This window comes from Streptomyces sp. NBC_00028 (genome assembly GCF_045041065.1).
Classification (GTDB): Bacteria; Actinomycetota; Actinomycetes; order Streptomycetales; family Streptomycetaceae; genus Streptomyces.
The window spans coordinates 6254614-6277581 of the sequence record NZ_CP108293.1 but is presented as its reverse complement, the minus strand read 5'-3'; the positions used below and the strand labels follow the sequence as shown (position 1 = coordinate 6277581).

Genomic DNA, 22968 nt, shown 5'->3' with positions numbered 1-22968 from the left:
GCACGAGGTGACGCTGCCCGCCTGGAACGACAGCAAGGCCGGGGCCATGGTCCGCGGAGCGCTCTGGCTCGTCCAAGTGGTCGGTGAAGGAAGCACCTTCACGAAGGGACAGCTCCGCGATGCGTTTCCCGGGATCTCGCAGGTGGACCGGCGTATACGTGATCTCCGGGACTACGGCTGGGTCATCCTCACAAGCTCCGACGATGCAACCTTGACAGCCGAGGACCAACGCTTCGTCAAGGCAGGTGTCCCTGTCTGGGACCCTGCGGCCCGTCGCGCCGCGGCACCGCAGAAGTCCATCTCCAGCAAGGAGAAGCAGGCCGTCATGGCCCGCGACGACTTCATGTGCACTGTCTGTGGGATCTCGGGCGGCGAGCCGTACCTGGACGACTCAAACCAGACTGCCGTGCTCTCTGTCACCCGCCGCGAGACTGTCCTCCCAGATGGCCGGGAGCAGACCTTGGCCATCACGGAATGCAAGCGGTGTCGCGCAGGAAGCAACGGCAGCCCTGCCCGGGCTGATGAAACTGTGGCCGAGATTAGGGCCCTCGACCCTGGTGAGCAGCGTCGGCTCCTCCGGTGGATCGAACGCGGACGACGGGGTTCGACACCACTAGACCGAGCCTGGAACGCCTACCGGCGACTCCCAGCCGACGCTCGAGACGAGGTACGAGCGGCCCTTGAGAGCTGACCTTTCCCGCTCTGCTGGAGGCGCATGAGCAGTGTGAGTTTCGTGCGCCTCAGGGGGTCGCCGTAGACTGCGCAGTCTCACGCGGCTCGCCATTCCAACGGGATGACGTCGGCGAAGATCGGCGACTAGGGTGCTACTGCGGGATCTGTGTTCATGCGGATGCCTGTTGTGGTAGTGCGCCGAGCGCAAGAAGACCTCGGCCCCGCGCTGGCTCCGCCCGCGCGCCTGAAAGGAGATCGTATGACGGCGTCAAAGCGCGACAGACAGCTTGAGGTTGTCGAGATCTGCGCTGGCGCCGGAGGGCAGACGCTCGGACTGGAGCGGGCTGGATTTCGCCATCGCGTGGCGGTGGAGCTCGATGAGAACGCTGCCCGCACGCTACGCCTCAATCTGCAAGAAGTGCTTGGGTACGGCGAGAAAGAGGCAGAAGACACCGTAAAGGTGGGCGACGTTGCCGCCCCCGAGACTTGGGATGCCACGGAGCACAAGGGCGTCGACCTGCTCGCCGGCGGCGTGCCCTGCCCACCGTTCAGCGTCGCAGGCAAGCAACTGGGTGCTAATGACGAGCGGGACCTCTTCGCCTGGGCAATCGAGCTCTGTGGTGAGATCCAGCCGAACGCACTGCTCTTGGAAAACGTGCGAGGGCTCAGCGCCAATCGCTTCACGGCTTATCGTCAGCACGTCCTGGACAGGCTTCACGAATACGGCTACATCGGCGACTGGAAGCTCCTCCAAGCCAACGAGTTTGGTGTCTCCCAGCTCCGTCCGCGCTTTGTGCTAGTTGCCCTGAAGCGGGAGTTTGCGGAGTACTTTGAGTGGCCTACGCCGTTCACCGAAGAACCGCCCACCGTGGGAGAACTCCTTGAGGACCTCATGGCGGCCAACGGCTGGGAGCAGGATCAAGTCGACGCATGGGTCAAGAGGGCTGACCGCATCGCGCCGACCATCGTCGGAGGGTCTAAGAAGCATGGTGGCGCCGATCTGGGCCCCACGCGCGCCAAGCGGGCGTGGGCAGACCTTGGCGTCGACGCCATGGGCGTACGGGATGAGGCTCCAGAGAAGGGGTGGCGGGTTCCGGAGGGTGTGCCAGGGCCCAAGCTCACCACGGCCATGGTCGCCCGGATCCAGGGCTGGCACGACATCGAGCCACCTAGGAACAGTGAGGCAACCGTAGCCGACGAGTTCCGCTGGAGATTCCACGGCCGTAAGACGTCCGTGTACCGACAGATCGGTAACGCCTTCCCTCCGCCGGTCGCCAAGGCCCTGGGCGTGTCTATTCGGAAGGCACTCCTCCAAGAAGGTGAGCGCCACACCCTCTTGGAGAACACGGATCGCATCTTGGACCCGGTGTACAAGCTGCTCCGCGGTTTTGACCGCCCCCTCACCATCGACCAGATCATCGAGAAGCTCGCCAAGAGGGGCACCGTGCTCGAACAGCCGGATGTCGAGCGGCGCTTGAACCACCTCGGTCATGACTTCGCCATGACGGTGACAGTCCGATCCAGCGGCGCTATCGCATACAGCCTCGGGGAGTTCAAGGCGTTTACCGGACAGGAAGATCATCAGCGACATGATCTTTTTGCCCAACTCCGGGCCAAAATCAGCTAATCAAATAGGGTTGCGGGACGGCGCTCATAGCGGCGCCGCCGCCCCGCATCTGGATGGCTACTTCGCCAGCCTGGATGCCAATTCGCCCTTCTCAGCCTCACTGAGGGTTTGCGACTTCTTGATGACCTTCTCTATGAGTTCCGGCACCTTCGAGAAGTCGATCTCCAAATCAACCAAGGTGTAGAACTGGCTGCCGTCTTCCTTCGAAGTTGTGATGTTTAGCCCTAGCTCACGTAGCTCTCTCGTACGGCGCTCTGTGTGGACATCATCGGAGGTCGCCAAGCGGAGCCTGTCGCTGTCAACCCGCTTGCCTAGGTTCTGCAGGAGGATCATGAACAGGATTTTGTGTACCTTGCTACCGTAGAGCACCCTCAGGAACTGCTCTGGAATCCTGTCGGCGTAACGGTTCTTCATTTCCGTCTGAATCCTCGCCCTCAGCTCCGCAAAATCGGGGCATTCGGAGGGCAATTGGGACATCAGCAACGCCTGCATAGACTGAGCAAGATTGCGCTTCGCGAAGAGGTAGGCATCGATGAGGTCATCCGCCGAGGTGCTCTCTTTCTCGAAGGAAGAATGCAGCTCCCGCACCGCGAAGGCCGATGCCGGCTTCAGACTCCTCCACGACGCCTCGTACTGCTCTTCATTATCTTCCGGCACGGCAGCATCCCTTCTTCGTTGTGGGCGTGGAGGCGGTGAGAGTAGCGTGCGAGACGGCAAGACCGCGCGGCGATTTCAACCCATCCACAGAAGGCTTCGACTCCATCGCGCCACCAGGGTCAGTCAGCGGAACGCTGGTTCTCGGCAGCCTGCTCTGAAGCTAGAGCGCTCAGAACAACGCGGTCGGCTGGTGGGGCAGCACGAAGGAGGGTGAAGAACCAAGGTGCGATCCACGAAGACTCCCGGTAGATCCACTCCCCGGACGGCAGCTCTGTCCCAGGCTTCCAGTCGGGCGCAGGTGCTTCGCTCCCCCGCGTAGCGGCAACGATGTCTACCCTGGGCTCTTCCTCGGTGACTTCCCGCCGCTGCAACTGTGCCGTGACGCCAATGAGCCACCACTGGACAAGGCGATCCGCAGGCTCGACCGACCCCATCGTGCTGCGCATGACCGGGGAGGACAGCCCCGCTGACCGATAGGCGGTGATCGCCAAATCGCCGAACGGTGCCACCTTTACGGCCGTCATAGCCGTGACCACTGCGATGTCGTCTTGCGTCGGCGGAGTGAATGTCTCGGATACGCGACGAATCTCTTCGTATGTGTCGTCCCCAAGGTCGGCGTTCAGGTACTCCCCGACACCCGCATAGAAGTCTGGCGGGGTTTCGAGGCGCAATTCTGCGTCGGCGCGACGCTGAAACTCGTCCAGCAGTGAGGGCCAGGGGCGGCGCTTGCCATTGCTGGTGTCGTACCAGTCTTCCTTGACGTCGTTGGAAACAAAGAGCACGCGGCGCTTCCCTTCTGGAAGTGCAATCGCATGCTCGATCACTTCTTCCCATATCAAAAAGTCACCGGCCGCCTTGAGCGGCGTTTCCTTGCCGAAGTCCTTGAATCCCGGGGGTATCTGGTTGGGAAACCGGAATGCCACAGCCTCGTCCAGACGTCTCTGGAGCAGCTGATCATCCGGCTGATCACCCACGCGACTCCCGTAAAGCTCCGCCACTTGGGGAAGAATAGGGTCGGCCGAGTCAACGTTGACGGGCGTGAGGTCATGCCCGTTCCTCAACATGTCTAGGTGTGACTTGAAGGCGTCGCGGTATACAGCTAGATGCTCTTCAACAGCCGCCTCGCTTACCAGTTGTTCCAGAGCATCTATCTCACCCGGCACACGTGCATATTTCTGAAGCTGCGAGCGGACAGTCTCCTTGGCCGAGATGATCGCCGTGCGAGCAGCTATCAGCTTGGCGTTAACAGACTTCGCAGCGTCATTCAGGACTCGTTTACGTGACTCCAGTACACCTCGGCGCCCACGGACGAATTCGAGTCCCACTTGGTATGGCATCCAAAGACGTCCGGACACTTGGCCCAGGGCCATGAGGACTTCGTCTCGGGATTCTGCCGTGTACTCGTAGAGACTGAGCAGCACGTTGGCATCCAAGATGATCAGAGCATCCTGGAAGAAGGCGAGGCGGGCAGCGTCTTGTGGCGATGGCACTGGTCGAAGCCACGCGTGGAATCGCCGCAACAGTACTGGATCCTCCATGAGCGCATCCCCCTGAACTCGCGCGGTCTCAGCCCGAGATCATCTTGGCACAGCAACCAGATGAGGATGAATGAGATTGCCCGGGAAGGCGCCCAAGGAGCGCCTCCCGGGAGCCTCGCCTCCAAGCAGCACGCGCCAGTTACGCGGCGTCCGCCTCGGCTTCGTAATGCATCTGAGCACGGTCGAGGATGTCGTCCGGATCGTGCCCACTAGCAACGGTCCAGTGGAGCAGATCGGAGATCAACTCCACAGCCGACTCTTCCAGGTCTGCGCTCCGCCCTCCGGCAGGGCTGGCGGAGCGGTCCGCGGACTCCTGATATTTTTCAAGCGCTTCCGCAGCTCGCTCAATGCGCCGACAGGCGCGTCCCGCCCCACTCGGAATCTCGCACCACACCGCTTTACCCGCCGCGGTGATCACCGTGCCCCAGTCCACAGCCAGCGCCGCCAACAGATGCAGCCCCCGCCCGCACTCCTCCTCACACCCCGCCGACTTGAGCCTCGGCGCCGCCGGGCTCTTGTCATGGACTTCGAGCCGCAGCACCTCACCGCACCATTCGAGGATCAAGGTCGCCGTCGCGCCTTCGCCGACGTGCTTGATGACGTTCGTCGCCAGCTCCGTGACGAGCAGCTCCGTCTCCTCGGCGACGGCCGGCATGCCCCATCGGCCCAACTGCCGGACCGCGGCTCTCCTCAGCAGCCGGACCTCCGCAGGCGCCGCCTCGAACGGCAGGACCAAGCGCAGTCGGGTTTCGGTGACGTCGCATCCAGGCATGGCCATTCCTCCCTCCCAGCCACGCACTCCCCCAACTCGCCGTATTCGTACGGCTGCACTGCGTAGCTGCCAACAAGAGGAGCATGACACAGAGAAATCTCGCTGTGTAACTTCTCACCAGAATCCATCGAGTGAATCCGATGGTCGGTCGGCAGGCTCGCTGCCTAGCCTGATGGGGATCTCCGGGCCCATCCGCCCGGCGCATGGCGAAGGAGCCGAATGGCTGAGCGAACCACCACGCGGCGCCGCCAACTTGGCGCGATGATGCGGAAGTTGCGTGCCCGTAAGGGACTCACTCTTGAGGAGGCCGGGAAGCTCGTCGGCGTATCCAAGGCAACGGTCAGCCGGTACGAGACCCAGGCCGGGCCGGTCAAGTGGATCGTCGTCGACGCGCTGTGCCGTGAGTACGGGGCGACGGAGGCCGAACGTACGTCGGTTGTCGGGCTGGCCAAGGATGCCAAGCAACAGGGCTGGTGGGGCTCCTTCGCAGACTCCCTTCCGGAGAGCATGAACCTGCTGCTCACGCTGGAGGACGAAGCCATCGCCGAGAACCACTTCGCGTGTGTCTACGTCCCCGGTCTTCTGCAAACCCGCGCGTACAGTACGGCACTTCAGCGGGCCAACGAGGTCCCCCTGGACCAAGCCGAGATCGAGCGGCTGGTCGACATCCGCATGAAGCGGCAGGAAGTCCTCACCCGGCCGAAGCCACCGCGCCTCTGGGCGATTCTCGACGAGTCCGTCATCCGTCGCGTCGTCGGGTCAGCCGAGATCATGCGAGAGCAGCTCGGCAGGCTTCTCGACGCCAACGAGTCGCCGCACATCACGCTTCAGGTGCTGCCCTTCTCCAAAGGGGCTCACGCCGCGGCTCTGGGGAGCTTCGTCATCATCGGGGGTGCCGAGCCGGGGCTCGACGTGGTCTACGTCGACTTCCACACCGGCTCCCTGTTCCTGGAGAAGGACGAGGAACTGGAGCGCTACAGACTTGCGTTCGAGTACCTGCGCGCACAAGCGTTGGACATGGAAGCCTCTTCCGCCATGATCCATCGCGCCCTCAAGGAGCTGTGAATGCCGGTTGTCTCTCGGTCGACCACCGAGTCGGCCTGGTTCAAGTCGTCGTACAGCGGCGCCAACGCCACCGAGTGCCTGGAAGCCGCCTTCATACCGTCGGGTGTGCTGGTCCGGGACTCCAAGCGCCCCGCGCCGCCGCATCTCACGGTGTCGGCGCGAGCATGGGCCGACTTCCTGACAGCCACCCGGCGCTCGCGCTGATCAAGGAACGCTGATTAAGGAACGGAGATCAACAAACTCGTACTCGCGGGCCTGCCACCCCGTGCCACCAGGCACTGACCGACACGATTGCGGCAGCTCAAGGCCGAGGGTGCAGGATAGAACCATGACAACCAAGGTCTACTTCGACATCACCATCAACGACGAGCCCGCCGGCCGTATCAACTTCAACCTCTTCGACGACGTCGTCCCGAAGACGGCCGAGAACTTCCGTGCCCTCGCCACCGGCGAGAAGGGCTTCGGCTACGCCGGGTCGTCCTTCCACCGGGTCATCCCGGAGTTCATGCTGCAGGGCGGTGACTTCACCGCGGGTAACGGCACCGGCGGCAAGAGCATCTACGGCGAGAAGTTCGCCGACGAGAACTTCAAGCTCAAGCACGACCGTCCGGGCCTGCTGTCGATGGCCAACGCCGGGCCGAACACGAACGGCTCGCAGTTCTTCATCACGACGATCGTGACGGGCTGGCTGGACGGCAAGCACGTGGTGTTCGGCGAGGTCGCCGACGAGGACAGCATGAAGCTCGTCAAGAAGATCGAGGCGCTCGGCTCGGGCAACGGCAGGACCTCGGCGAAGATCACCATCTCCGAGTCCGGCCAGCTCTGACCTCTGCCCCACCGCAGGACCCCAGTCGAACGGCCGGCGCGTACGTCATCGCGCCGGCCGTCGCGCGTCCGGTCCCGTGAGGGTCGCCAGGAGCTGCTCCGGGCGGTCCAGGTGTACGTCATGACCCGCGTCCGGGATCACCGTCAGCCGGGTTTTCTTCGGGCGGCGCCTCAGCATCTCCTCCGCCTCCCTCTCCAGCAGCATCCCCTTCCCGCCTCTCACCACCAGCGTCGGGCAGGTCAGGCGCTCCCATTCCAGCCAGTACGCCCGCGCCGTCAGCTCCGTGATCGTGGTGATCAGCGTGTCCCGGTCGAAGCGGGGGTGCCAGCCGTCCGGGCGTTGCTCCAAGCCCCGCGCCCATGCCTCGTGGCCCAGGAAGGTCTCCGCCTGCGCGAGGGACGTGAAGGGCGTCGGCCAGCTGTCCAGCCAGGCCGCGATCTGCGTCGGGACGGTCGGGTTCGGGCCTCCCGGGCCCGCCTCCACCAGGATCAGGGACGACACCAGTTCCGGATGGGCCGACGCCAGCAGCATCGCCGTGTTGCCACCCATGGACTGGCCGAGCACGGTCACGCGGCGCAGCCCGAGCTCCTGGATCAACGTCCGCGCGTCCGCGACATGCGCCGCCCTGCTCACCGTAGGCGGGCGGCGGGTGCTCGCGCCGTGGCCGCGTGCGTCGTACGACACCACGCGGAAGCCGGCGGTCAGGAGGCGCGGTGTCAGGGCGTCCCACTCGCCCAGGTGCCCCGCGAGGCCGTGCAGGAGCAGGATCGTGCGGGGTTGATCAGGAGAATGAGGCAGGGGTGGAGACTCGTCCCGGTACGCGATGCTCGTGCCGTCCCGCATCGTCACGTGGTTCATGTGGCGCCCCCTGTAGCCGTCCTGTTGCCGGAACTGTGGGCTCCGCCACTGCCGTACGCGGACGGCGCTGCTGGACTCGGCTGTCTGTCAGTCAGTCGATCACAACAGGGGGGCGCGGCACGATGGCACTGCTGAATCTGCTGCTCGTCGTCGTCGCGGCGGTCGTCGCTTTCGCGCTCGCCGGGTACGGGGGCGGGCGGATCGCCGAGCGGGGGGTACGGCGGGCCGAGCTGCCGACCCTTCTCCGGGGGCTCGGCGCCTTGGCCGGTGCCGTGGCCGCGGCGCTGTGTGCTTGGGGGTTGTTGATCGTCGCGGGGGCCGTGCTGACCGCTGAGGACGGCGGTACGGATTCGGCGCCGCCGCAGTCGTGTCGTACGGCGGGCTGGTGGGAGCGGCACGAGCGGGGTGTCGAGATCGTCGACTACTCGGTGTCGTACCTCCCGCTCGGGTTCGTGTGCGAGACCAGTGACGGCGGGAGGTACGACAACGGGGACGTGCCGGGGTATCTCAACCCCGCCCTTCTGGGCTTCGCCCTCTCCGGTGCCGGATGCGTGATCGCCGCGGGGTATGTGTCGGAGATGCGCGCCCGACGGCGGCACGGAAACCGTGCGGGCGAAGCCCAGTAGGGAACACTCACGCTGTCGTCATCAGCTCCGCCCTTCCGAACAACAGCGCGTATCCCTGCGGGAGTTGGGACAGGATGCGGTCCACCAGCGCGTCGCCCGCCCACCGCGGGAGCGTGCTCAGTACCGAGCTGACGTCCCAGCGGGCCGTCGCCGTCGTCGCGCCCTCGATGCGGGCCGCCACCGACTCCACGAACTCCGCCGCCGTCAGGGGGCGGGTCGCCGGGATCTGGGCGGCGACGACGCGTGCCGCCTGCTCGGGCAGTGCCCTGGCGAGGGCCACGCGTTCGTCGCCGGTGACGTGGCCGCCGAGGGCGGACAGGACGACGCGGGTGACGCTTTCCGCCTCGGTGCGGGTCGGGTACTGGCCCGACTCCTGTACCGCGTCCACCAGTTCGGCCCAGCTTCTCTTCACCACCGGATGTTTCCTCCTGGTCCTGGTACTGATCGTGCGCCCGTGCGGGCGGGCGCGCTCAGCTGCTCAGCTGCCTGCGTCCGCCGTCGCCGCCCGTGATCTGGATGCGGCGCGGCTTGGCCTGCTCCGCCACGGGGATGCGCAGGGTCAGGACGCCGGCCTCGTACGAGGCGTCGATGCGTTCCGTGTCGAGGGTGTCGCCGAGGAAGAGCTGGCGGGTGAAGGTGCCGGTGGGGCGTTCGGCGACGATGGGCTCCGCGCCCTCGGGGGCGGGGGAACGGCGCTCGGCGCGGACGTTCAGGACGTTGCGTTCGACGTCCAGATCGATCGTCTCGGGGTCGATGCCGGGCAGGTCGAAGTGGACGACGAAGTCGTCCCCTGAACGGTAGGCGTCCATCGGCATCGCGGCCGGACGGGTGGCGCCGAAGACCTGCTGCGCGAGGCGGTCGAATTCGCGGAAGGGGTCGGTACGCATGAGCATCACGGGTCACTCCTCTCCTCAGGAACTAGGTGCGATGCCCTTACGTCTTCTTATATAGCTCGAAGGAGGAAACCTGACAAGCCTCGACTCAGGTACGGGTCGCGTCGCGGTGCCGGAGTTAGCCTCGGGGGCGGAAACAATCATCAGGAGGCAGGCATGGCCAAGGTCCCCAGCGCGGTCGTCGCGGCGACTGGGCTCGTCGGTGGGTACGGCGTGGCCCGTTGGACCAGGAAGCGGCAGCTCGGCGGGGCCGTGCTGGCCGTGGCCGGGGCCGCCGCGGCGACGCAGTGGCGGCAGCAGGCCGGCGGGAAGGCGGCCGGTGCGCTGACGGCCGCGTACGTCGCCGCGTTCGCCGGCTCGCATCCGCTGGCCAAGAAGGTGGGCGCCTGGCCCGCCGTGTTCGGGGCGGCGGGGGCCGTCGCGCTCGCGTCGTGGGCGGTGGCGGACCGCCAGGGCTGAGAGCTGAGAGCCGGCTAGGGCTTGTGCGTCAGGACGTTCACCACCTGGCCGTTCGGGTCCCGCACGAAGAAGCGTCGTACGCCCCACTCCTCGTCCCGCAGTTCCCGTACGACCTCCGCACCCGACGCCACCACCTGCGCGTACACGGCGTCGACATCCTCGACCTCCACGCTCAGGTCGGGGACGACGGGTGCCGTGCGCTCCTCGGTGAAGAAGCTGATCTGGGCGGTGGGGTTGGCCGGGGAGGTGAGGGTGACGATCCAGCCCATGTCCATCGCCTCCCGGAAGCCCAGGAGGCCGTAGAAGTCACGGCTGGCCGTCATCGCCTCCTCCGACTCGACCTGGAAGTCGGGCATGATCCGGCGGACTGTCATGGGAGCGGCTCCTCAGTGTCATTCGGGACAGTGTCATTCGGGACTTTCTGTTATCCGTGCTTCCACCCTCGCGTCTCCCCTGCGTCCCCAGCCACCGGCACGCGAGGAATGACACCCGTGACTTCGACTCCGCCGTTCAGCCGCCGCACCCTGCTCAAGGCAACCGGAGCCGCCGGTGTCGTGACGGGTACGGCCCTGCTCGCTCCCCCGGCCGCGCGCGCCGCAGGCTCCGCCTACGCCCACCCCGGGCTGCTGCACACCTCCGCCGACCTGGCCCGGATGCGGGCGAAGGTGAAGGCGGGCGCCGCGCCCTACACCGCCGGGTACGCCAAGCTGACCGCCAACCGGCATGCGCAGACCGGGTGGGTGGCGAATCCCCAGGCGACGATCTACCGGGGCGCGGGCAGCCCGCAGAACTACACGATCCTCTACAACGACATCCACGCCGCCTACCAGAACGCCCTCCGTTACCAGGTCAGCGGCGACGACGCCCACGCCGACACCGCCGTCGCGATCCTCAACGCCTGGTCGGGGAAGCTCACCCAGCTCGCCGGGAGCGCGGACCGGTTCCTCGCTTCGGGGCTGTACGGGTACCAGTTCGCGAACGCCGCCGAACTCGTGCGCGAGCACGGGGACTTCGACCTCGGGCGCTTCCAGGAGATGCTCAGCAAGGTCTTCGGCACGCTCGCCGACGACTTCCTCGTCCGGCACAACGGTGCCGTCGACTCCAACTACTGGACCAACTGGGACCTCGCCAACATGGCCTGCGTCCTCGCCACGGGCGTGTTCTGCGACGACCGGGCCCAAGTCGGGCGCGCGGTCGACTACTTCAAGGGTGGAGTCGGGCTGGGGGCGGTCAAGAACGCGATTCCCGTGGTGTACGACGACGGACTCGCCGAGTGGCTGGAGGCCGGGCGGGATCAGGGGCACGCGCTGCTGGGCGTGGGGCTGATGGGCACGTTCTGCGAGATGGCGTGGAACCAGGGGATCGATCTGTACGGCTATGACGACAGCCGGTTCCTCAAGGGGGCGCAGTACGTGGCGAAGTGGACCATGGGTGGGGAGGTGCCGTTCACCGCTAACACGCGGCGGAAGGGGGCCGTGGGCGGGTGGTCGGGAGCCGAGACCGTCAGCGAGGCCGCCGGGGTGGATCCCGCCATGATGCGGCCCATCTGGGCGATGATCGCCAACCACTACACCAAGCGGCGGGGGGTGTCGGCGTCGTATCTGACGCAGATCGCCGCGAAGGCCGCGCCTGAGGGTGGGGGTGGGGACTACGGGCCGAACAGTGGGGGGTACGACCAGCTGGGGTTCGGGACGTTGGCGTTCACGCGGGAGAAGGGGGCGGGGGTAGCGGCCTCGCCGGAGCCGTCGGCATCGGCGTCGGCGTCGGCGTCGGCGTCGGCTGCCGGTTCTGACCCGCGTCCGCAGGCCGCCGCGTCAGCCTCGGCGTCCGCCTCCCCCTCCACGGACGGTGACCTCGCCGCCACGGGGTCCGGTGACCTCGTCGGCTGGAGCGCGGCCGCCGGGGTGACCGCCGTCGCGGGTGGATTGCTGCTGCTGCGTCGACGGGACCGGGGGCGCCGCGGGGCGGCTGAGTAGGCCGTCCGGCGTCAGGGTGGGCCGGGGGTGGGTCGCGGCGGCCCGGTGCTGACGGGGTGCCGCCTGCGCCCACCCGTGCCGCTCCAGCCGCACGACTGCCCGCCGCTAGCGCACAGCAGAAGCAGAATCGGAAGCGGAAGCGGAGGAAGCGGAGGAAGCGGAGGAAGCGGAGGAAGCGGAAGGGTCCGCCGCCGTCAGCGGACGTGCCACGTCCTCCAGCGACCTCCGTTCCGCCCGCACCGCCAGCGCCGCCGCCACCAGGCCCGCCAGGCACATCAGCGTCGCGCCGATCTGGAAGGCGAGGACCGTGTCGCCGACCTTGCCGGTGCCCGTGAGGTCGGCGAACAGGAGCGGGCCGCTGATTCCGCCCGCGGCCGTGCCCAGGGCGTAGAAGAAGGCGATCGACATCGCCCGGGTCTCCATGGGGAAGATCTCGGAGACCGTGAGGTACGCGCTGGAAGCGCCCGCCGAGGCGAAGAAGAGCACCGCGCACCAACACGCCGTCAGCGTCGCGGCGTTCAGGGAACCCTGGTCGAAGAGCCAGGCCGTGCCGAAGAGCAGCAGGCCCGACAGCAGATAGGTCGAGGAGATCATCACCCGGCGCCCCACTGTGTCGAACAGCTTGCCCAGCAGCAGGGGGCCCATGAAGTTGCCGATGGCGATGACCGCGAAGTAGTAGCCGGTGTTGCCGGTCGGGACGTCGTAGAACTTGGTCAGGATCGCGCCGAAACCGAAGGTGATCGCGTTGTAGAGGAACGCCTGGCCGATGAAGAGCGAGAAGCCGAGGACCGCGCGCCTGCGGTACTTCGAGAACACCGTCCTGGCGATCTCCGCGAAGCTCACGCTCCGCCGCTGGTGGATGGTGATCTCGCCCTCCGGCTCCGCCAGCCGCTCCCCCGTCACGCCCTTCTCCGCCGCCACCCGTTCCTCGATGGACGTGACGATCCGTTCCGCCTCCTCGTCCCTGCCGTGGATCAGCAGCCACCGTGGGCTCTCCGGGACATGGCGTCGTACGAGAAGGATCACCAGGGCGAGGACCGCTCCCAGCGCGAACGTCAGCCGCCAGCCCAGGTCCTTCGGCAGGATCGAGGTGTCCAGCGCGACGATCGACAGCAGGGACCCGCCGACCGCTCCCAGCCAGAAGCTGCCGTTGATCATCAGGTCCACGCGGCCTCGGTACTGCGCCGGGATCAGCTCGTCGATCGCCGAGTTGATCGCCGCGTACTCGCCACCGATACCGAAGCCGGTCAGGAAGCGGAACGTGAAGAACCACCAGGTGGAGAAGGAGACCGCCGTCAGGGCGGTCGCCGCGAGGTACACCGCCAGCGTGATCATGAAGAGCTTCTTGCGGCCCCATTTGTCCGTCAGGCGGCCCCAGAACAGGGCTCCTATGCAGGCGCCCGCCACGTACAGCGCCGCCGCCAGGCCCGTCACCTGGCCCGAGGTGATCGGCAGACCGCTGCCCGGCTCGGACAGGCGGCCCGCGATGTTGCCGACGACCGTCACCTCCAGGCCGTCGAGGATCCATACGGTGCCTAGTCCGATGACGATCGTCCAGTGCCAGCGGGACCAGGGCAGGCGGTCCAGGCGGGCGGGAATGTCGGTCGTCACGGTGCGGCCGGTCGCGGCGTGGTCTGCGGTGGTCATGGGCCCCCTCCTCGTCGAGGCGAACCCCGCCCGGGTGCCCTCGACCAGCCCTTCTACGCCCCTCCCGGTGAAGCCACCGAAGCTTCCCCCATCGGCCTCTACGCCCTCTACGCCCCCAGCAGCCGCGACACCGTGTAGATCAGCAGTCCCACCAGCGAGCCCACCACCGTGCCGTTGATCCGGATGAACTGAAGGTCACGGCCGATGTTCGCCTCGATCTTCCGCGTCGTGTGCTCGGCGTCCCAGCCGGCGACCGTGTCGGTGATCAGGGAGGTGATCTCGTGCCGGTAGGTGGTCACGACGTACACCGCCGCGCCCTCGACCCAGCCGTCCACCTTCGCCTGGAGCCGCGGCTCGACCGCCATCCGCGCCCCGAGCGAGAGCAGCGACGCGCGCACGCGCAGCCGTAGCTCACTGCGCTCGTCCTCGGCGGCCGACACGATCATGGAGCGTACGGCGGTCCAGGCGGAGGCGATGAGGTCCTGGACCTCGCCCCGGCCGAGCACCTCGCCCTTGAGCCGCTCCACGCGCGCGCGGGTGTCCGTGTCGGACTGGAGGTCGGCGGCGAAGTCGCCCAGGAAGCGGTCCAGGGCGCCGCGCGCCGGATGCGAGGGCATGTCCCGCATCTCCGTCACGAAGCGCAGCAGCTCCTTGTAGACGCGTTCGCCGACCTTCTTGTCCACGAACCGCGGGGTCCAGCCGGGCGCTCCGCCCTGTACGGCGTCCATGACCTGTTCGTCGTGCAGGACCAGCCAGTCGTGCGCCCGCGTCACCACCAGGTCCACGACCCTGCGGTGGCCGCCGTCGGCGACGATCCGCTCCAGCATCTTGCCGATGCCGGGCGCGATCTCCTGTGCGTCGGCCCGCCGGGTGATCGCCTCGCCGACGACCGCCTGGACGTCGGAGTCCCGAAGGACCGTCAGGGCGCCGCGCAGCGCGGCCGACAGCTCGGCCGTGACCCGGTCGGCGTGCTCGGGGTCGGCGAGCCAGGCGCCGAGTCTGCTGCCGATGCCGACGGCGCGCAGACGCCCGCGTACGACGTCCTCGGAGAGGAAGTTCTCGCCGACGAACTCGCCCAGCGACACCCCGAGCTGGTCCTTCTTGGTGGGGATGATCGCGGTGTGCGGGATCGGCAGACCGAGCGGGTGACGGAACAGGGCCGTCACCGCGAACCAGTCCGCCATCGCGCCCACCATGCCGGCCTCCGCGGCGGCGGCGACATAGCCCGCCCAGCCGCCGGCGCCCGCGTGCGAGGCCCACTTGGCGAGGACGTAGACGAGCGCGACGAACAGCAGCAGCCCGGTCGCCGTCAGCTTCATCCGGCGTACGCCCCGCTGCTTCTCCTCGTCGGCCGCGCTGAACGTGCCCATCGCGCGGTTGGAGGCGGTGGCCGGGTGGGCATGCTGATTCACGTCAGCGGCATCCGTTTCATCCGGATTAGCGCGTTCCATCACGTCCGATCCACTCCGCCCGTTGTGATCCCCTGCACACATTGTCCCTTCCTGACCTACTCCCGGAACGGAACAGGAGTTCCCGGCGTCTGTCTGATCGGGGCAGCGGGACAAGGGGGTCCGGTCAACTACCCCTCACCGCATGACGCATCATGAGGTGATCACATCGGAGCCTCGGGCTCCCATCCGCCCGAGGAGACCCGCACCGCATGACCAGAAGACGTGGTTATGCCCTGCTTTCGGCGATCATCGCCCTGATCGTGGCCCTGTCCGGCGCCATCTACGTCGGTGTCGCCGCCGACGACGGGAGCGCCACGAGCCCGCGGCACCGCGCCGCCCAGGCCCCCGCCCCACGCAACGCCGCCCCGGCCTCCACCGGCACCTGGGTCGGCGCCTGGTCCACCTCCCCGGCCGGTGCCGAACCCGGCACCGAGACCGAGGGCATGGCGGGCCGCTCGGTGCGCAACGTGGTGCACACGTCGGTCGGTGGTACGAGTGCCCGGATCACGCTGTCCAATCTCTACGGCCAGTCGCCGCTGACCATCACCCACGCGTCGATCGCCCTCGCGGCGGCCGACGACACCGCCGCCGCGGCCGTCGACACCATGCGCCGGCTCACCTTCGGCGGCAGCCCGAGCGTGGTCGTCCCGGCGGGCGGCCAGGTGATGAGCGACGCGGTCGGCATCACCGTCACGCACGACAGCGACGTCCTGGTCACCACCTACTCGCCCACACCGTCCGGACCGGTCACCTACCATCCGCACGCCCAGCAGATCTCGTACGTCGCGGACGGCGACCTCACCGAGGACACGACCGGCACGGGGTATGCGCAGGAGACGCCGTACTGGCGCTATCTCACCGCGCTGGACGTGCTCAGCAACGAGTCGGACGGCACCGTCGTCGTCCTCGGCGACTCCCTCACCGACGGCATCACCTCCACCGAGGGCGCCAACCACCGCTGGACGGACGTCCTTTCGCAGCGGCTGCGCACCGCGATCGAGGCCGGCCGCGACCTGCCCCGCTACAGCGTCGTCAACCAGGGCATCAGCGGCAACCAGGTCCTCGCCAACGGCCTCGGCCGCCCCGCCGACAACCAGAGCGGCCTCGGGCGCTTCGGCCGCGACGTGCTCTCCCGTACGAACGTGAAGGTCGTCGTCATCGACCTCGGCATCAACGACATCCTGCGCAACCCGCGGCTCGCCGACCCGGAGAAGGTCCTGGACGGGCTGCGCACCCTGGTCCGGCAGGCCCACGCGCGCGGGATCAAGGTCGTCGGCGCCACGCTCATGCCCTTCCAGGGGCACCGCGGGTACACGAGCGCCCGGGAGGGCGTGCGGCAGCAGATCAACGCCGCCATCCGGGACGGCAAGGTGTACGACGCCGTCGTGGACTTCGACGAGGCGCTGCGCGACCCGTACAACCCGCGCCGGCTGCGCTCGGACTACGACTCCGGGGACCGTCTGCACCCGAGCGACAAGGGGTACGCGCGGATGGCGGAGGTCTTCGACCTGGAGGACCTGAAGGGGGCGGCTCCGGCGGAGCTGTAGGCGGTCTCGGTGCCCTCGGTGCACCCGTGCGCTGGTCGCGCTAGGGCCTGTCCGGCGGATCAACTCGCAGGAAAGCCGCGGCACCTCATCGACGCAGGCGAGCAGGGGCGCCGCAGGCCGGCGTGCCAGACCCCGCGTCTGCGGCATGATCCGCCGGACAGGCGCTAGTCGTCGTACCCGTCGCCGCGATCCCGGCGGTCACGCCTGTCGTGGCGGTCGCGGTGGCGGTCCCGTCGGTCGCGGTGGCGGTCGCTGCGGCCCCGCATCAGGTCGTGGTGCCCGTCCATCAGCCGGCGGTGCGCGTCCTGCACGTCGTCGCGGAACGATTCGTGCAGCTCGCGCATCGACTCCTTGCGGTCCAGCTTCTGCCGGCGCCGCTCCTCCTTCAGCGCCTGCCGCTCCGCCCGGGTCAGCTTCCGCTCGACACCGACCCCGCCCCAGAAGGCGAACCCGGTCACGATCACCCGTGGGCCGCCCGGGTCGCCCGGCACGCCCTCCTCACGGTGGTCGAAGCCGCCCATGACGCCGATCCCGCGGACGACGACCTCGACGCCGGGCGGCACGATCACGTTCACCCCGCCCATGATCGCCACGCAGTTGATCTCGACCTCGCGGTCCGCGAAGCTCGCCTCCCGCAGGTCGATCTCGCCGCCGCCCCAGAAGGCGAAGCAGTTGAACCGCTTCGGCACGGTCCAGCGGCCCTTGCGCTGGAACCCGGACAGGATCGCCACCGCCCAGCTCGACGAACCCTCGCCACCGGTGACGCGTCCGGCCCAACTCCCCTGCCCCGCGGGCTCTTTCACCATGTTGACCGCCGGAGCAGCCCCGGGGGCCGTGGGCAGGTCGCGGGTGATCGGCGTGAGTTCGCCGTACGTCCGCGCTTTGTACGTCGCCTCCAGCCGCTCCTCGAACTCCTCCATGTCCAGGCGCCCTTCGGCGAGGGCGTCCCGCAGGATCTCGGCGACGCGCTCACGGTCGGCGTCGGCGGCACGGAGTTCCGGGGCAGAGGGCCTGGGAGAGCCGGGGGGCGTCCCCTCAGAAGGCGCGGCGTCCGTCATGTCCTCAGCCTACGAGTTCCGGGCGCCCGGCACTATGTGGCGGCCTTCTCGGCGTACATCTTGGCAATCACGGCCTCGATGTCCGGCTCCCGCACCGACAGGTCCACCATCGGGTACTCCGCCGCGATCCGCGCCACCAGCGGCGCCGCCGACGTCCCGGCCGGGAACGCCAGCCACTGCCGGGGCCCCTCCACCTTCACCATGCGCGCCCCCTCGACCTCGATCGGCGGCAGCTCCCGCTCCAGGTCCACCACCAGCGTCCGCTCACTGTCTCCCGCCTCGTGCAGCCCGGCCAGCGGACCGTCGTACATGAGGCGGCCGTGGTCGATGACCATCACGCGGGAGCAGAGCTGCTCGATGTCCTGGAGGTCGTGCGTGGTGAGCAGGACCGTGGTGCCGCGCTCGGTGTTCACCTCGCGCAGGAACTCCCTTACCCGGGCCTTGGAGATGACGTCGAGCCCGATGGTCGGCTCGTCGAGGTAGAGGACGTCCGGGTCGTGGAGGAGGGCGGCGGCGATGTCGCCGCGCATCCGCTGGCCCAGCGAGAGTTGCCGTACCGGTACGTCCAAGAGGTCGGCCAGGTCGAGGAGTTCGACGAGGCGGTCGAGGTTCTGGCGGTAACGGGCGTCGGGGATGCGGTACATGCGGTGCATCAGCTTGTAGGAGTCGATCAGCGGGAGGTCCCACCACAGGGTCGTGCGCTGGCCGAAGACCACGCCGATGCGATGGGCGAGGTGCCGGCGTTCGCGGGACGGGTCGATGCCGGCCACGCTGAGCCGGCCGCCGCTCGGGGCGAGGATGCCGGTGAGCATCTTGATGGTGGTGGACTTCCCCGCGCCGTTCGGACCGATGTAGCCGACCATCTCGCCGCGCGCCACCCGGAAGGAGATCGAGTCGACGGCCCGTACCTCGCGCCGCTCCCGCTTCATGAACCCGGTCTTCTTGCGCACCTCGAAGACCTTCTCGACCCGGTCGAGCTCGATGAAGCCCGCGTCCGCACCGTCAGCCATCCGTCCTCAACTCCCCGTACTCCGATACGACCTGAGCCCCGCCCGCCACGCCAGCCCGGCCAGCGCACAGCACCCCGCCGCGACCAGCGGCGACAGGAACGCCACCCACTGCGGCAGCCCGAGCGGGATCGGCCGCCCGAGCACATACGTGGCCGGCAGCCAGTTGACGAAGGACAGCGGCAGCACGAACGTCACCCCGCGCACCAGCTCCGTCGCGAACACCGTCGGCGGGTACTGGAGCAGCGTCGTACCGCCGTACGTGAAGGCGTTCTGCACCTCGGAGGCGTCCTGCGCCACGAACTGGAAGGCCGCGCCCGCGACGAACACCGCGGCGAAGATCCCGGCGCCGCTGAGGATCATCACCGGCATCAGCAGCAGCTTCAGCGCCGTCCAGTCGATGTCGACCGTGGCCAGCGCGTAGACCAGCACCATCGTGCCCTGGGTGACCCGGCCCAGGCGGCGCAGCCCGAACTGGTCGGCGGCCATCTGCGCCAGCACCGGCGCGGGCCGCACCAGCAGCGTGTCCAGGGTGCCGTCGCGCACCCGCCGCCCCAGCCGCTCCATCGAGCCGAGGCAGAGGTCGGCCAGGCCGAACGCCACGCTGGACAGGCCGTACAGGAAAGCGATCTCGGGCAGGGTGTAGCCGCCGAGCGCATCCACGCGGGAGAACATCAGCAGGATCGCCACGAAGTCGAACGCGGTCGCCGTGAAGTTGCCGAGCGTGGTCATGGCGAAGGAGGCGCGGTAGGCCATCGTGGAGCGGATCCACATGACCGAGATCATCCGGTAGGTGCGCAGTCCGTCCAGCACCCGGTCGATCCCGACGGGACCACGCGCGAGGTCAGCCACCCTGGACCACCACCCGCCGCGTCGCCATCCCCTGCACCAGCCGCCCGGCCGCCAGCAGCAGCACCGCCCACAGCAGCTGGAAGGCGTACGTCCCGAGCGCGTCGGCCTGTCCGAGCAGCACGTCCGCGGGCGCCTGGAGCAGCGCCGACCACGGCAGGGCCCGTACGACCTCGCCGAGCAGCCCCGGGAACACGTTGAGCGGCAGGATCATCCCCGAGCAGAACCAGCCGACGAACATCACCATCTGCGCCACCCCGGTGCCGTCCAGGAGCCAGAACGCGCTCAGCGCCATCAGGTACCGGATGCCGAAGCTCACCAGCATCGCCAGCACCACCGCGACCAGGAACGCCAGCCAGGTCGTCGCGTCCGTGGGCAGCGCCAGGTCGAACATCAGCGCGCCCAGCACGAAGGGCGGCACCCCACGCGCGAGCAGCTCGAAGACCGACCGGCCCAAGTCGGCTGCCAGCCACCACAGTTGGAGGTCCGCGGGGCGGTACAGGTCGACCGCGATGTCGCCGGTGCGGATACGCTCCATGAGCTCGCCCTCGACACCACCGCCCCCGTTGGCGAGCGTCTTGAACAGCGACTGCCCGACCCACACATAGGTGACGGCCTGCGCGAGGTCGTACCCGCCGAGCTGCGGACGCTGGTCCCACAGGGCGGTGTACGTGTAGACGAGGATCAGCCCGAACACCGTGTTGGTGAAGATCCCGGCCGCCGTCGCCGCCCGATACGTCGCGTACCGTCGGAATCCGCCCACACCCACGGCGAGGTACAACCGCCCCGAATCCACCCCCACAGCCCTCCTCACCCGCGCCAGGCACCGAAGCGCAGGAGCCTAGTCCGCAGGTGGTGACGTACGCCACGCCTTTTTCGGCGCGGAAGCGTGCCGCGAACCGCAACGGAACGCGTGGTGCGACAGTCTTCATCTGGGGACGCAGAAGGCGTACGAGGGCGTACGCGCGCGTACGACGGCGTATGGCGGCGTATGGCGCACAACCAGCGCATAAGAGACACGCAACAGGAGTCCGTGCACGACATGAGCGACGAGCCGCAGCCGCAGCCGCAGCAGCCGACCGAGGGCTGGGCGCCCAGAGACCCCGAAGGGGGCCAGGACACCGGCAAGGGCAAGCCCAAGCGGCCCAAGCGCACCGGCTGGCGGCGGCTGATCCCCACCTGGCGCATGGTGCTCGGCACCTTCGTCATCGGGATACTGCTGCTCATCGGCCTGTTCTTCCTCGGCTACTCGCTGGTCAAGATCCCACCCGCCAACGCCCTCGCCACCAAGCAGTCCAACGTCTACCTCTACGCCGACGGCAGCCAGCTCGCCCGCGACGGCGAGGTCAACCGCGAGAACGTCGGCCTCTCCCAGGTCTCCCTGGCCGCCCAGCACGCCGTATTGGCCGCCGAGGACCGGGACTTCTACTCCGAGTCGGCGATCGACCCCAAGGCGATGGTGCGCGCGGGCTGGAACACCGCCACCGGCAAGGGCGCCCAGTCCGGCTCCACGATCACCCAGCAGTACGTGAAGAACTACTACCTGGCCCAGGAGCAGACCGTCACCCGCAAGGTGAAGGAGTTCTTCATCTCGATCAAGCTGGACCGCGAGAAGTCCAAGGCGGAGATCCTGGAGGGCTACCTCAACACCAGCTACTTCGGCCGCAATTCGTACGGCATCCAGGCCGCCGCCCAGGCCTACTACGGCAAGGACGCCACCGACCTCTCCGCCGCCGAGGGCGCCTACCTCGCCGCCCTGCTCAACGCGCCGAGCGAGTACGACGTCGTCGCCCACCCGGAGAACAAGTCGGCCGCCGTGGCCCGTTGGAACTACGTCCTGGACGGCATGGTCAAGGAGGGCTGGCTCGACCAGGCCAAGCGGACCGGGCTGAAGTTCCCGATGCCGAAGGAGGCGACCGTCTCCACCGGCATGTCCGGGCAGCGCGGCTACCTCGTCAACGCCGTCAACGACTACCTGGCCAAGAACAAGATCCTCAGCGCCGACGAACTCGACGCCGGCGGCTACCGGATCACCACCACCATCCAGAAGAGCAAGCAGGACGACTTCGTCGCCGCCGTCAACAAGCAGCTGATGGACAAGCTCGACAAGAAGAACCGCAAGGTGGACACGTACGTCCGCGCGGGCGGCGCCGCCGTCGACCCGAAGACCGGGCAGGTCGTGGCGATGTACGGCGGCATCGACTACGTCAAGCAGTACACGAACAACGCCACCCGCCGGGACTTCCAGGTCGGCTCCACCTTCAAGCCCTTCGTGTTCACCTCCGCCGTCCAGAACGAGTCCACCACCCAGGACGGCCGCCCCATCACCCCGAACACGATCTACGACGGCACCAACAAGCGCCCCGTCCAGGGCTGGACCGGCGGCAGCTACGCCCCGGCGAACGAGGACGACGTGTCGTACGGCGACATCACCGTGCGCACCGCCACCGACAAGTCGGTGAACTCGGTGTACGCGCAGATGGCCGTGGACGTGGGCTCCGACAAGGTCAAGCAGACCGCCGTCGCCCTCGGCATCCCCTCCGACACCCCCGACCTGACCGCCTCGCCGTCCATCGCGCTCGGGGTGAACACCGCCAGCGTCCTCGACATGGCGGAGTCGTACGCCACGCTCGCCAACCACGGCAAGCACGGTACGTACATGCTCATCAAGAGCGTCACCAAGGACGGCCAGGACGTCGTGAAGCTGCCGGAGCGCAAGACCTCCCAGGTGGTCACCCGCCAGGCCGCCGACACCACCACGTCGATCCTCCAGAGCGTCGTCGAGAACGGCACCGCCACCGCCGCCCAGGCCGCGGGCCGCCCGGCGGCCGGCAAGACCGGTACCGCCGAGGAGGACCAGGCCGCCTGGTTCGCCGGCTACACCCCCGACCTCGCCACGGTCGTCGCGGTGATGGGCCAGGACCCGAAGACCGCCGCCCACAAGTCGCTCTACGGCGCGATGGGCCTCCAGCGCGTCAACGGCGGCGGGGCGCCCGCGGAGATCTGGGCCGACTTCACCGAGCGCGCCCTCAAGGGCAAGCCCGCCACCGACTTCGACCTGGAGCTCCAGGAAGGCGCCGACGTCGTCCAGACCCCGACCCAGCAGCCCACCTCCCAGGCCCCGGACGACACCGCGGGCCAGGACAACGGCGGCACGACCGACGGCGGCCAGGACACCCAGGGCCAGACGGACGGCGGCACCACCGGCGACACGACGACCACCGGCGGTACGACGGACGGGGGCACCACGACCGGCGGCACCACGGACGGCGGAACGACGACCGGCGGCACCACGACGACCACGGGCGGCACGACGGGCGACACCACCACCGGTGGGACGACGGACGGCGGGACCGCCGACGGCGGCACCACGGACGGCGGAACGACGACGACCGGCACGACGGCGGGACCACCGGGCAAGACCGGTTAGGACCGCGGGC

General features: G+C 68.1%; 23 protein-coding genes. 10 read left to right on the top strand and 13 right to left on the bottom strand.

Annotated elements, in window-relative coordinates; all coding sequences use genetic code 11:
- The first annotated feature begins 7 nt into the window (after positions 1-7).
- Both OG885_RS28275 and OG885_RS28270 read left to right on the top strand, forming a co-directional pair.
- Entirely contained in the window at positions 8-691 is a 684-nt protein-coding gene (locus OG885_RS28275) for a hypothetical protein (RefSeq protein WP_405736521.1), read from the top strand.
- A gap of 240 nt (positions 692-931) precedes the next feature.
- The gene (locus OG885_RS28270; protein ID WP_405736519.1) at positions 932-2299 is read left to right on the top strand and encodes a DNA cytosine methyltransferase; all 1368 of its coding nucleotides are present in this window, start codon (positions 932-934) and stop codon (positions 2297-2299) included.
- Positions 2300-2356: 57 nt separating this feature from the next.
- On the opposite strand, the gene OG885_RS28265 is transcribed toward OG885_RS28270, so the two are convergent.
- The 3 genes from OG885_RS28265 to OG885_RS28255 all read right to left on the bottom strand — a co-directional run bounded on the left by OG885_RS28265 (position 2357) and on the right by OG885_RS28255 (position 5272).
- Complete coding sequence (locus OG885_RS28265) at positions 2357-2956, bottom strand: hypothetical protein (RefSeq protein ID WP_405736516.1); 600 nt, start codon at positions 2954-2956, stop codon at positions 2357-2359.
- Positions 2957-3075: 119 nt separating this feature from the next.
- On the bottom strand, positions 3076-4494 hold the full coding sequence (locus tag OG885_RS28260) for a PIN-like domain-containing protein (RefSeq protein ID WP_405736513.1): 1419 nt from the start codon (positions 4492-4494) through the stop codon (positions 3076-3078).
- 139 nt (positions 4495-4633) lie between these two features.
- Positions 4634-5272 (bottom strand): ATP-binding protein, encoded by a 639-nt coding sequence (locus OG885_RS28255; protein ID WP_405736511.1) that lies wholly within the window; start codon positions 5270-5272, stop codon positions 4634-4636.
- Positions 5273-5485: 213 nt separating this feature from the next.
- On the opposite strand from OG885_RS28255, the gene OG885_RS28250 reads away from it, so the two are divergent.
- From OG885_RS28250 to OG885_RS28240, 3 genes are all read left to right on the top strand, one after another.
- Positions 5486-6331, top strand: coding sequence for a helix-turn-helix domain-containing protein (locus OG885_RS28250; RefSeq protein ID WP_405736508.1), 846 nt, complete (start codon positions 5486-5488; stop codon positions 6329-6331).
- On the top strand, positions 6332-6535 hold the full coding sequence (locus OG885_RS28245) for a DUF397 domain-containing protein (RefSeq protein WP_405736505.1): 204 nt from the start codon (positions 6332-6334) through the stop codon (positions 6533-6535). It abuts the gene before it with no gap.
- Between the two features lie 124 nt (positions 6536-6659).
- The gene (locus tag OG885_RS28240; protein WP_399961718.1) at positions 6660-7157 is read left to right on the top strand and encodes a peptidylprolyl isomerase; all 498 of its coding nucleotides are present in this window, start codon (positions 6660-6662) and stop codon (positions 7155-7157) included.
- A 45-nt stretch (positions 7158-7202) separates the two neighbouring features.
- Here OG885_RS28240 and OG885_RS28235 read toward each other — a convergent pair whose 3' ends face one another.
- Positions 7203-8015: an alpha/beta fold hydrolase gene (locus OG885_RS28235; RefSeq protein WP_405736503.1), complete on the bottom strand. Its 813-nt coding sequence runs from the start codon at positions 8013-8015 to the stop codon at positions 7203-7205.
- Between the two features lie 122 nt (positions 8016-8137).
- On the opposite strand from OG885_RS28235, the gene OG885_RS28230 reads away from it, so the two are divergent.
- A complete protein-coding gene (locus tag OG885_RS28230; RefSeq protein WP_405736500.1) occupies positions 8138-8641 on the top strand; it encodes a hypothetical protein in 504 nt (167 codons plus the stop codon).
- 7 nt (positions 8642-8648) lie between these two features.
- Here OG885_RS28230 and OG885_RS28225 read toward each other — a convergent pair whose 3' ends face one another.
- Positions 8649-9056 carry a DUF2267 domain-containing protein gene (locus tag OG885_RS28225; protein ID WP_405736498.1) on the bottom strand — a complete coding sequence of 136 codons (408 nt, stop codon included), beginning with the start codon at positions 9054-9056 and terminating at the stop codon, positions 8649-8651.
- Positions 9057-9111: 55 nt separating this feature from the next.
- On the bottom strand, positions 9112-9534 hold the full coding sequence (locus OG885_RS28220) for an Hsp20/alpha crystallin family protein (protein WP_405742915.1): 423 nt from the start codon (positions 9532-9534) through the stop codon (positions 9112-9114).
- 156 nt (positions 9535-9690) lie between these two features.
- On the opposite strand from OG885_RS28220, the gene OG885_RS28215 reads away from it, so the two are divergent.
- Positions 9691-9993, top strand: a complete 303-nt coding sequence (locus OG885_RS28215) for a hypothetical protein (protein WP_405736495.1) — start codon at positions 9691-9693, stop codon at positions 9991-9993.
- Positions 9994-10007: 14 nt separating this feature from the next.
- Here OG885_RS28215 and OG885_RS28210 read toward each other — a convergent pair whose 3' ends face one another.
- Complete coding sequence (locus OG885_RS28210; protein WP_405736492.1) at positions 10008-10367, bottom strand: VOC family protein; 360 nt, start codon at positions 10365-10367, stop codon at positions 10008-10010.
- A gap of 108 nt (positions 10368-10475) precedes the next feature.
- Between OG885_RS28210 and OG885_RS28205 the strand changes: the two genes are divergently transcribed.
- Complete coding sequence (locus tag OG885_RS28205) at positions 10476-11969, top strand: alginate lyase family protein (RefSeq protein ID WP_405736489.1); 1494 nt, start codon at positions 10476-10478, stop codon at positions 11967-11969.
- Positions 11970-12074: 105 nt separating this feature from the next.
- Here the strand turns inward: OG885_RS28205 and OG885_RS28200 are convergent, their stop codons facing one another.
- Together OG885_RS28200 and OG885_RS28195 are read right to left on the bottom strand one after the other, a co-directional pair.
- Complete coding sequence (locus OG885_RS28200) at positions 12075-13616, bottom strand: MFS transporter (RefSeq protein ID WP_405736486.1); 1542 nt, start codon at positions 13614-13616, stop codon at positions 12075-12077.
- 107 nt (positions 13617-13723) lie between these two features.
- Entirely contained in the window at positions 13724-15109 is a 1386-nt protein-coding gene (locus tag OG885_RS28195; protein ID WP_405736484.1) for a DUF445 domain-containing protein, read from the bottom strand.
- A 167-nt stretch (positions 15110-15276) separates the two neighbouring features.
- On the opposite strand from OG885_RS28195, the gene OG885_RS28190 reads away from it, so the two are divergent.
- Positions 15277-16614, top strand: coding sequence for an SGNH/GDSL hydrolase family protein (locus OG885_RS28190; RefSeq protein ID WP_405736482.1), 1338 nt, complete (start codon positions 15277-15279; stop codon positions 16612-16614).
- Positions 16615-16778: 164 nt separating this feature from the next.
- On the opposite strand, the gene OG885_RS28185 is transcribed toward OG885_RS28190, so the two are convergent.
- The 4 genes from OG885_RS28185 to OG885_RS28170 are packed head-to-tail and all read right to left on the bottom strand — an operon-like array spanning position 16779 to position 20330.
- Positions 16779-17672, bottom strand: a complete 894-nt coding sequence (locus OG885_RS28185; RefSeq protein WP_405736479.1) for a DUF1707 domain-containing protein — start codon at positions 17670-17672, stop codon at positions 16779-16781.
- 32 nt (positions 17673-17704) lie between these two features.
- Entirely contained in the window at positions 17705-18682 is a 978-nt protein-coding gene (locus OG885_RS28180) for an ATP-binding cassette domain-containing protein (protein WP_405736477.1), read from the bottom strand.
- A gap of 6 nt (positions 18683-18688) precedes the next feature.
- Positions 18689-19531 carry an ABC transporter permease gene (locus OG885_RS28175; RefSeq protein ID WP_405736475.1) on the bottom strand — a complete coding sequence of 281 codons (843 nt, stop codon included), beginning with the start codon at positions 19529-19531 and terminating at the stop codon, positions 18689-18691.
- A complete protein-coding gene (locus OG885_RS28170; RefSeq protein WP_405736472.1) occupies positions 19524-20330 on the bottom strand; it encodes an ABC transporter permease in 807 nt (268 codons plus the stop codon). Before OG885_RS28170 ends, OG885_RS28175 begins: the two co-directional genes overlap by 8 nt.
- Positions 20331-20570: 240 nt before the next feature.
- On the opposite strand from OG885_RS28170, the gene OG885_RS28165 reads away from it, so the two are divergent.
- Positions 20571-22958, top strand: coding sequence for a transglycosylase domain-containing protein (locus OG885_RS28165; RefSeq protein WP_405736469.1), 2388 nt, complete (start codon positions 20571-20573; stop codon positions 22956-22958).
- Positions 22959-22968 lie beyond the last annotated feature (10 nt).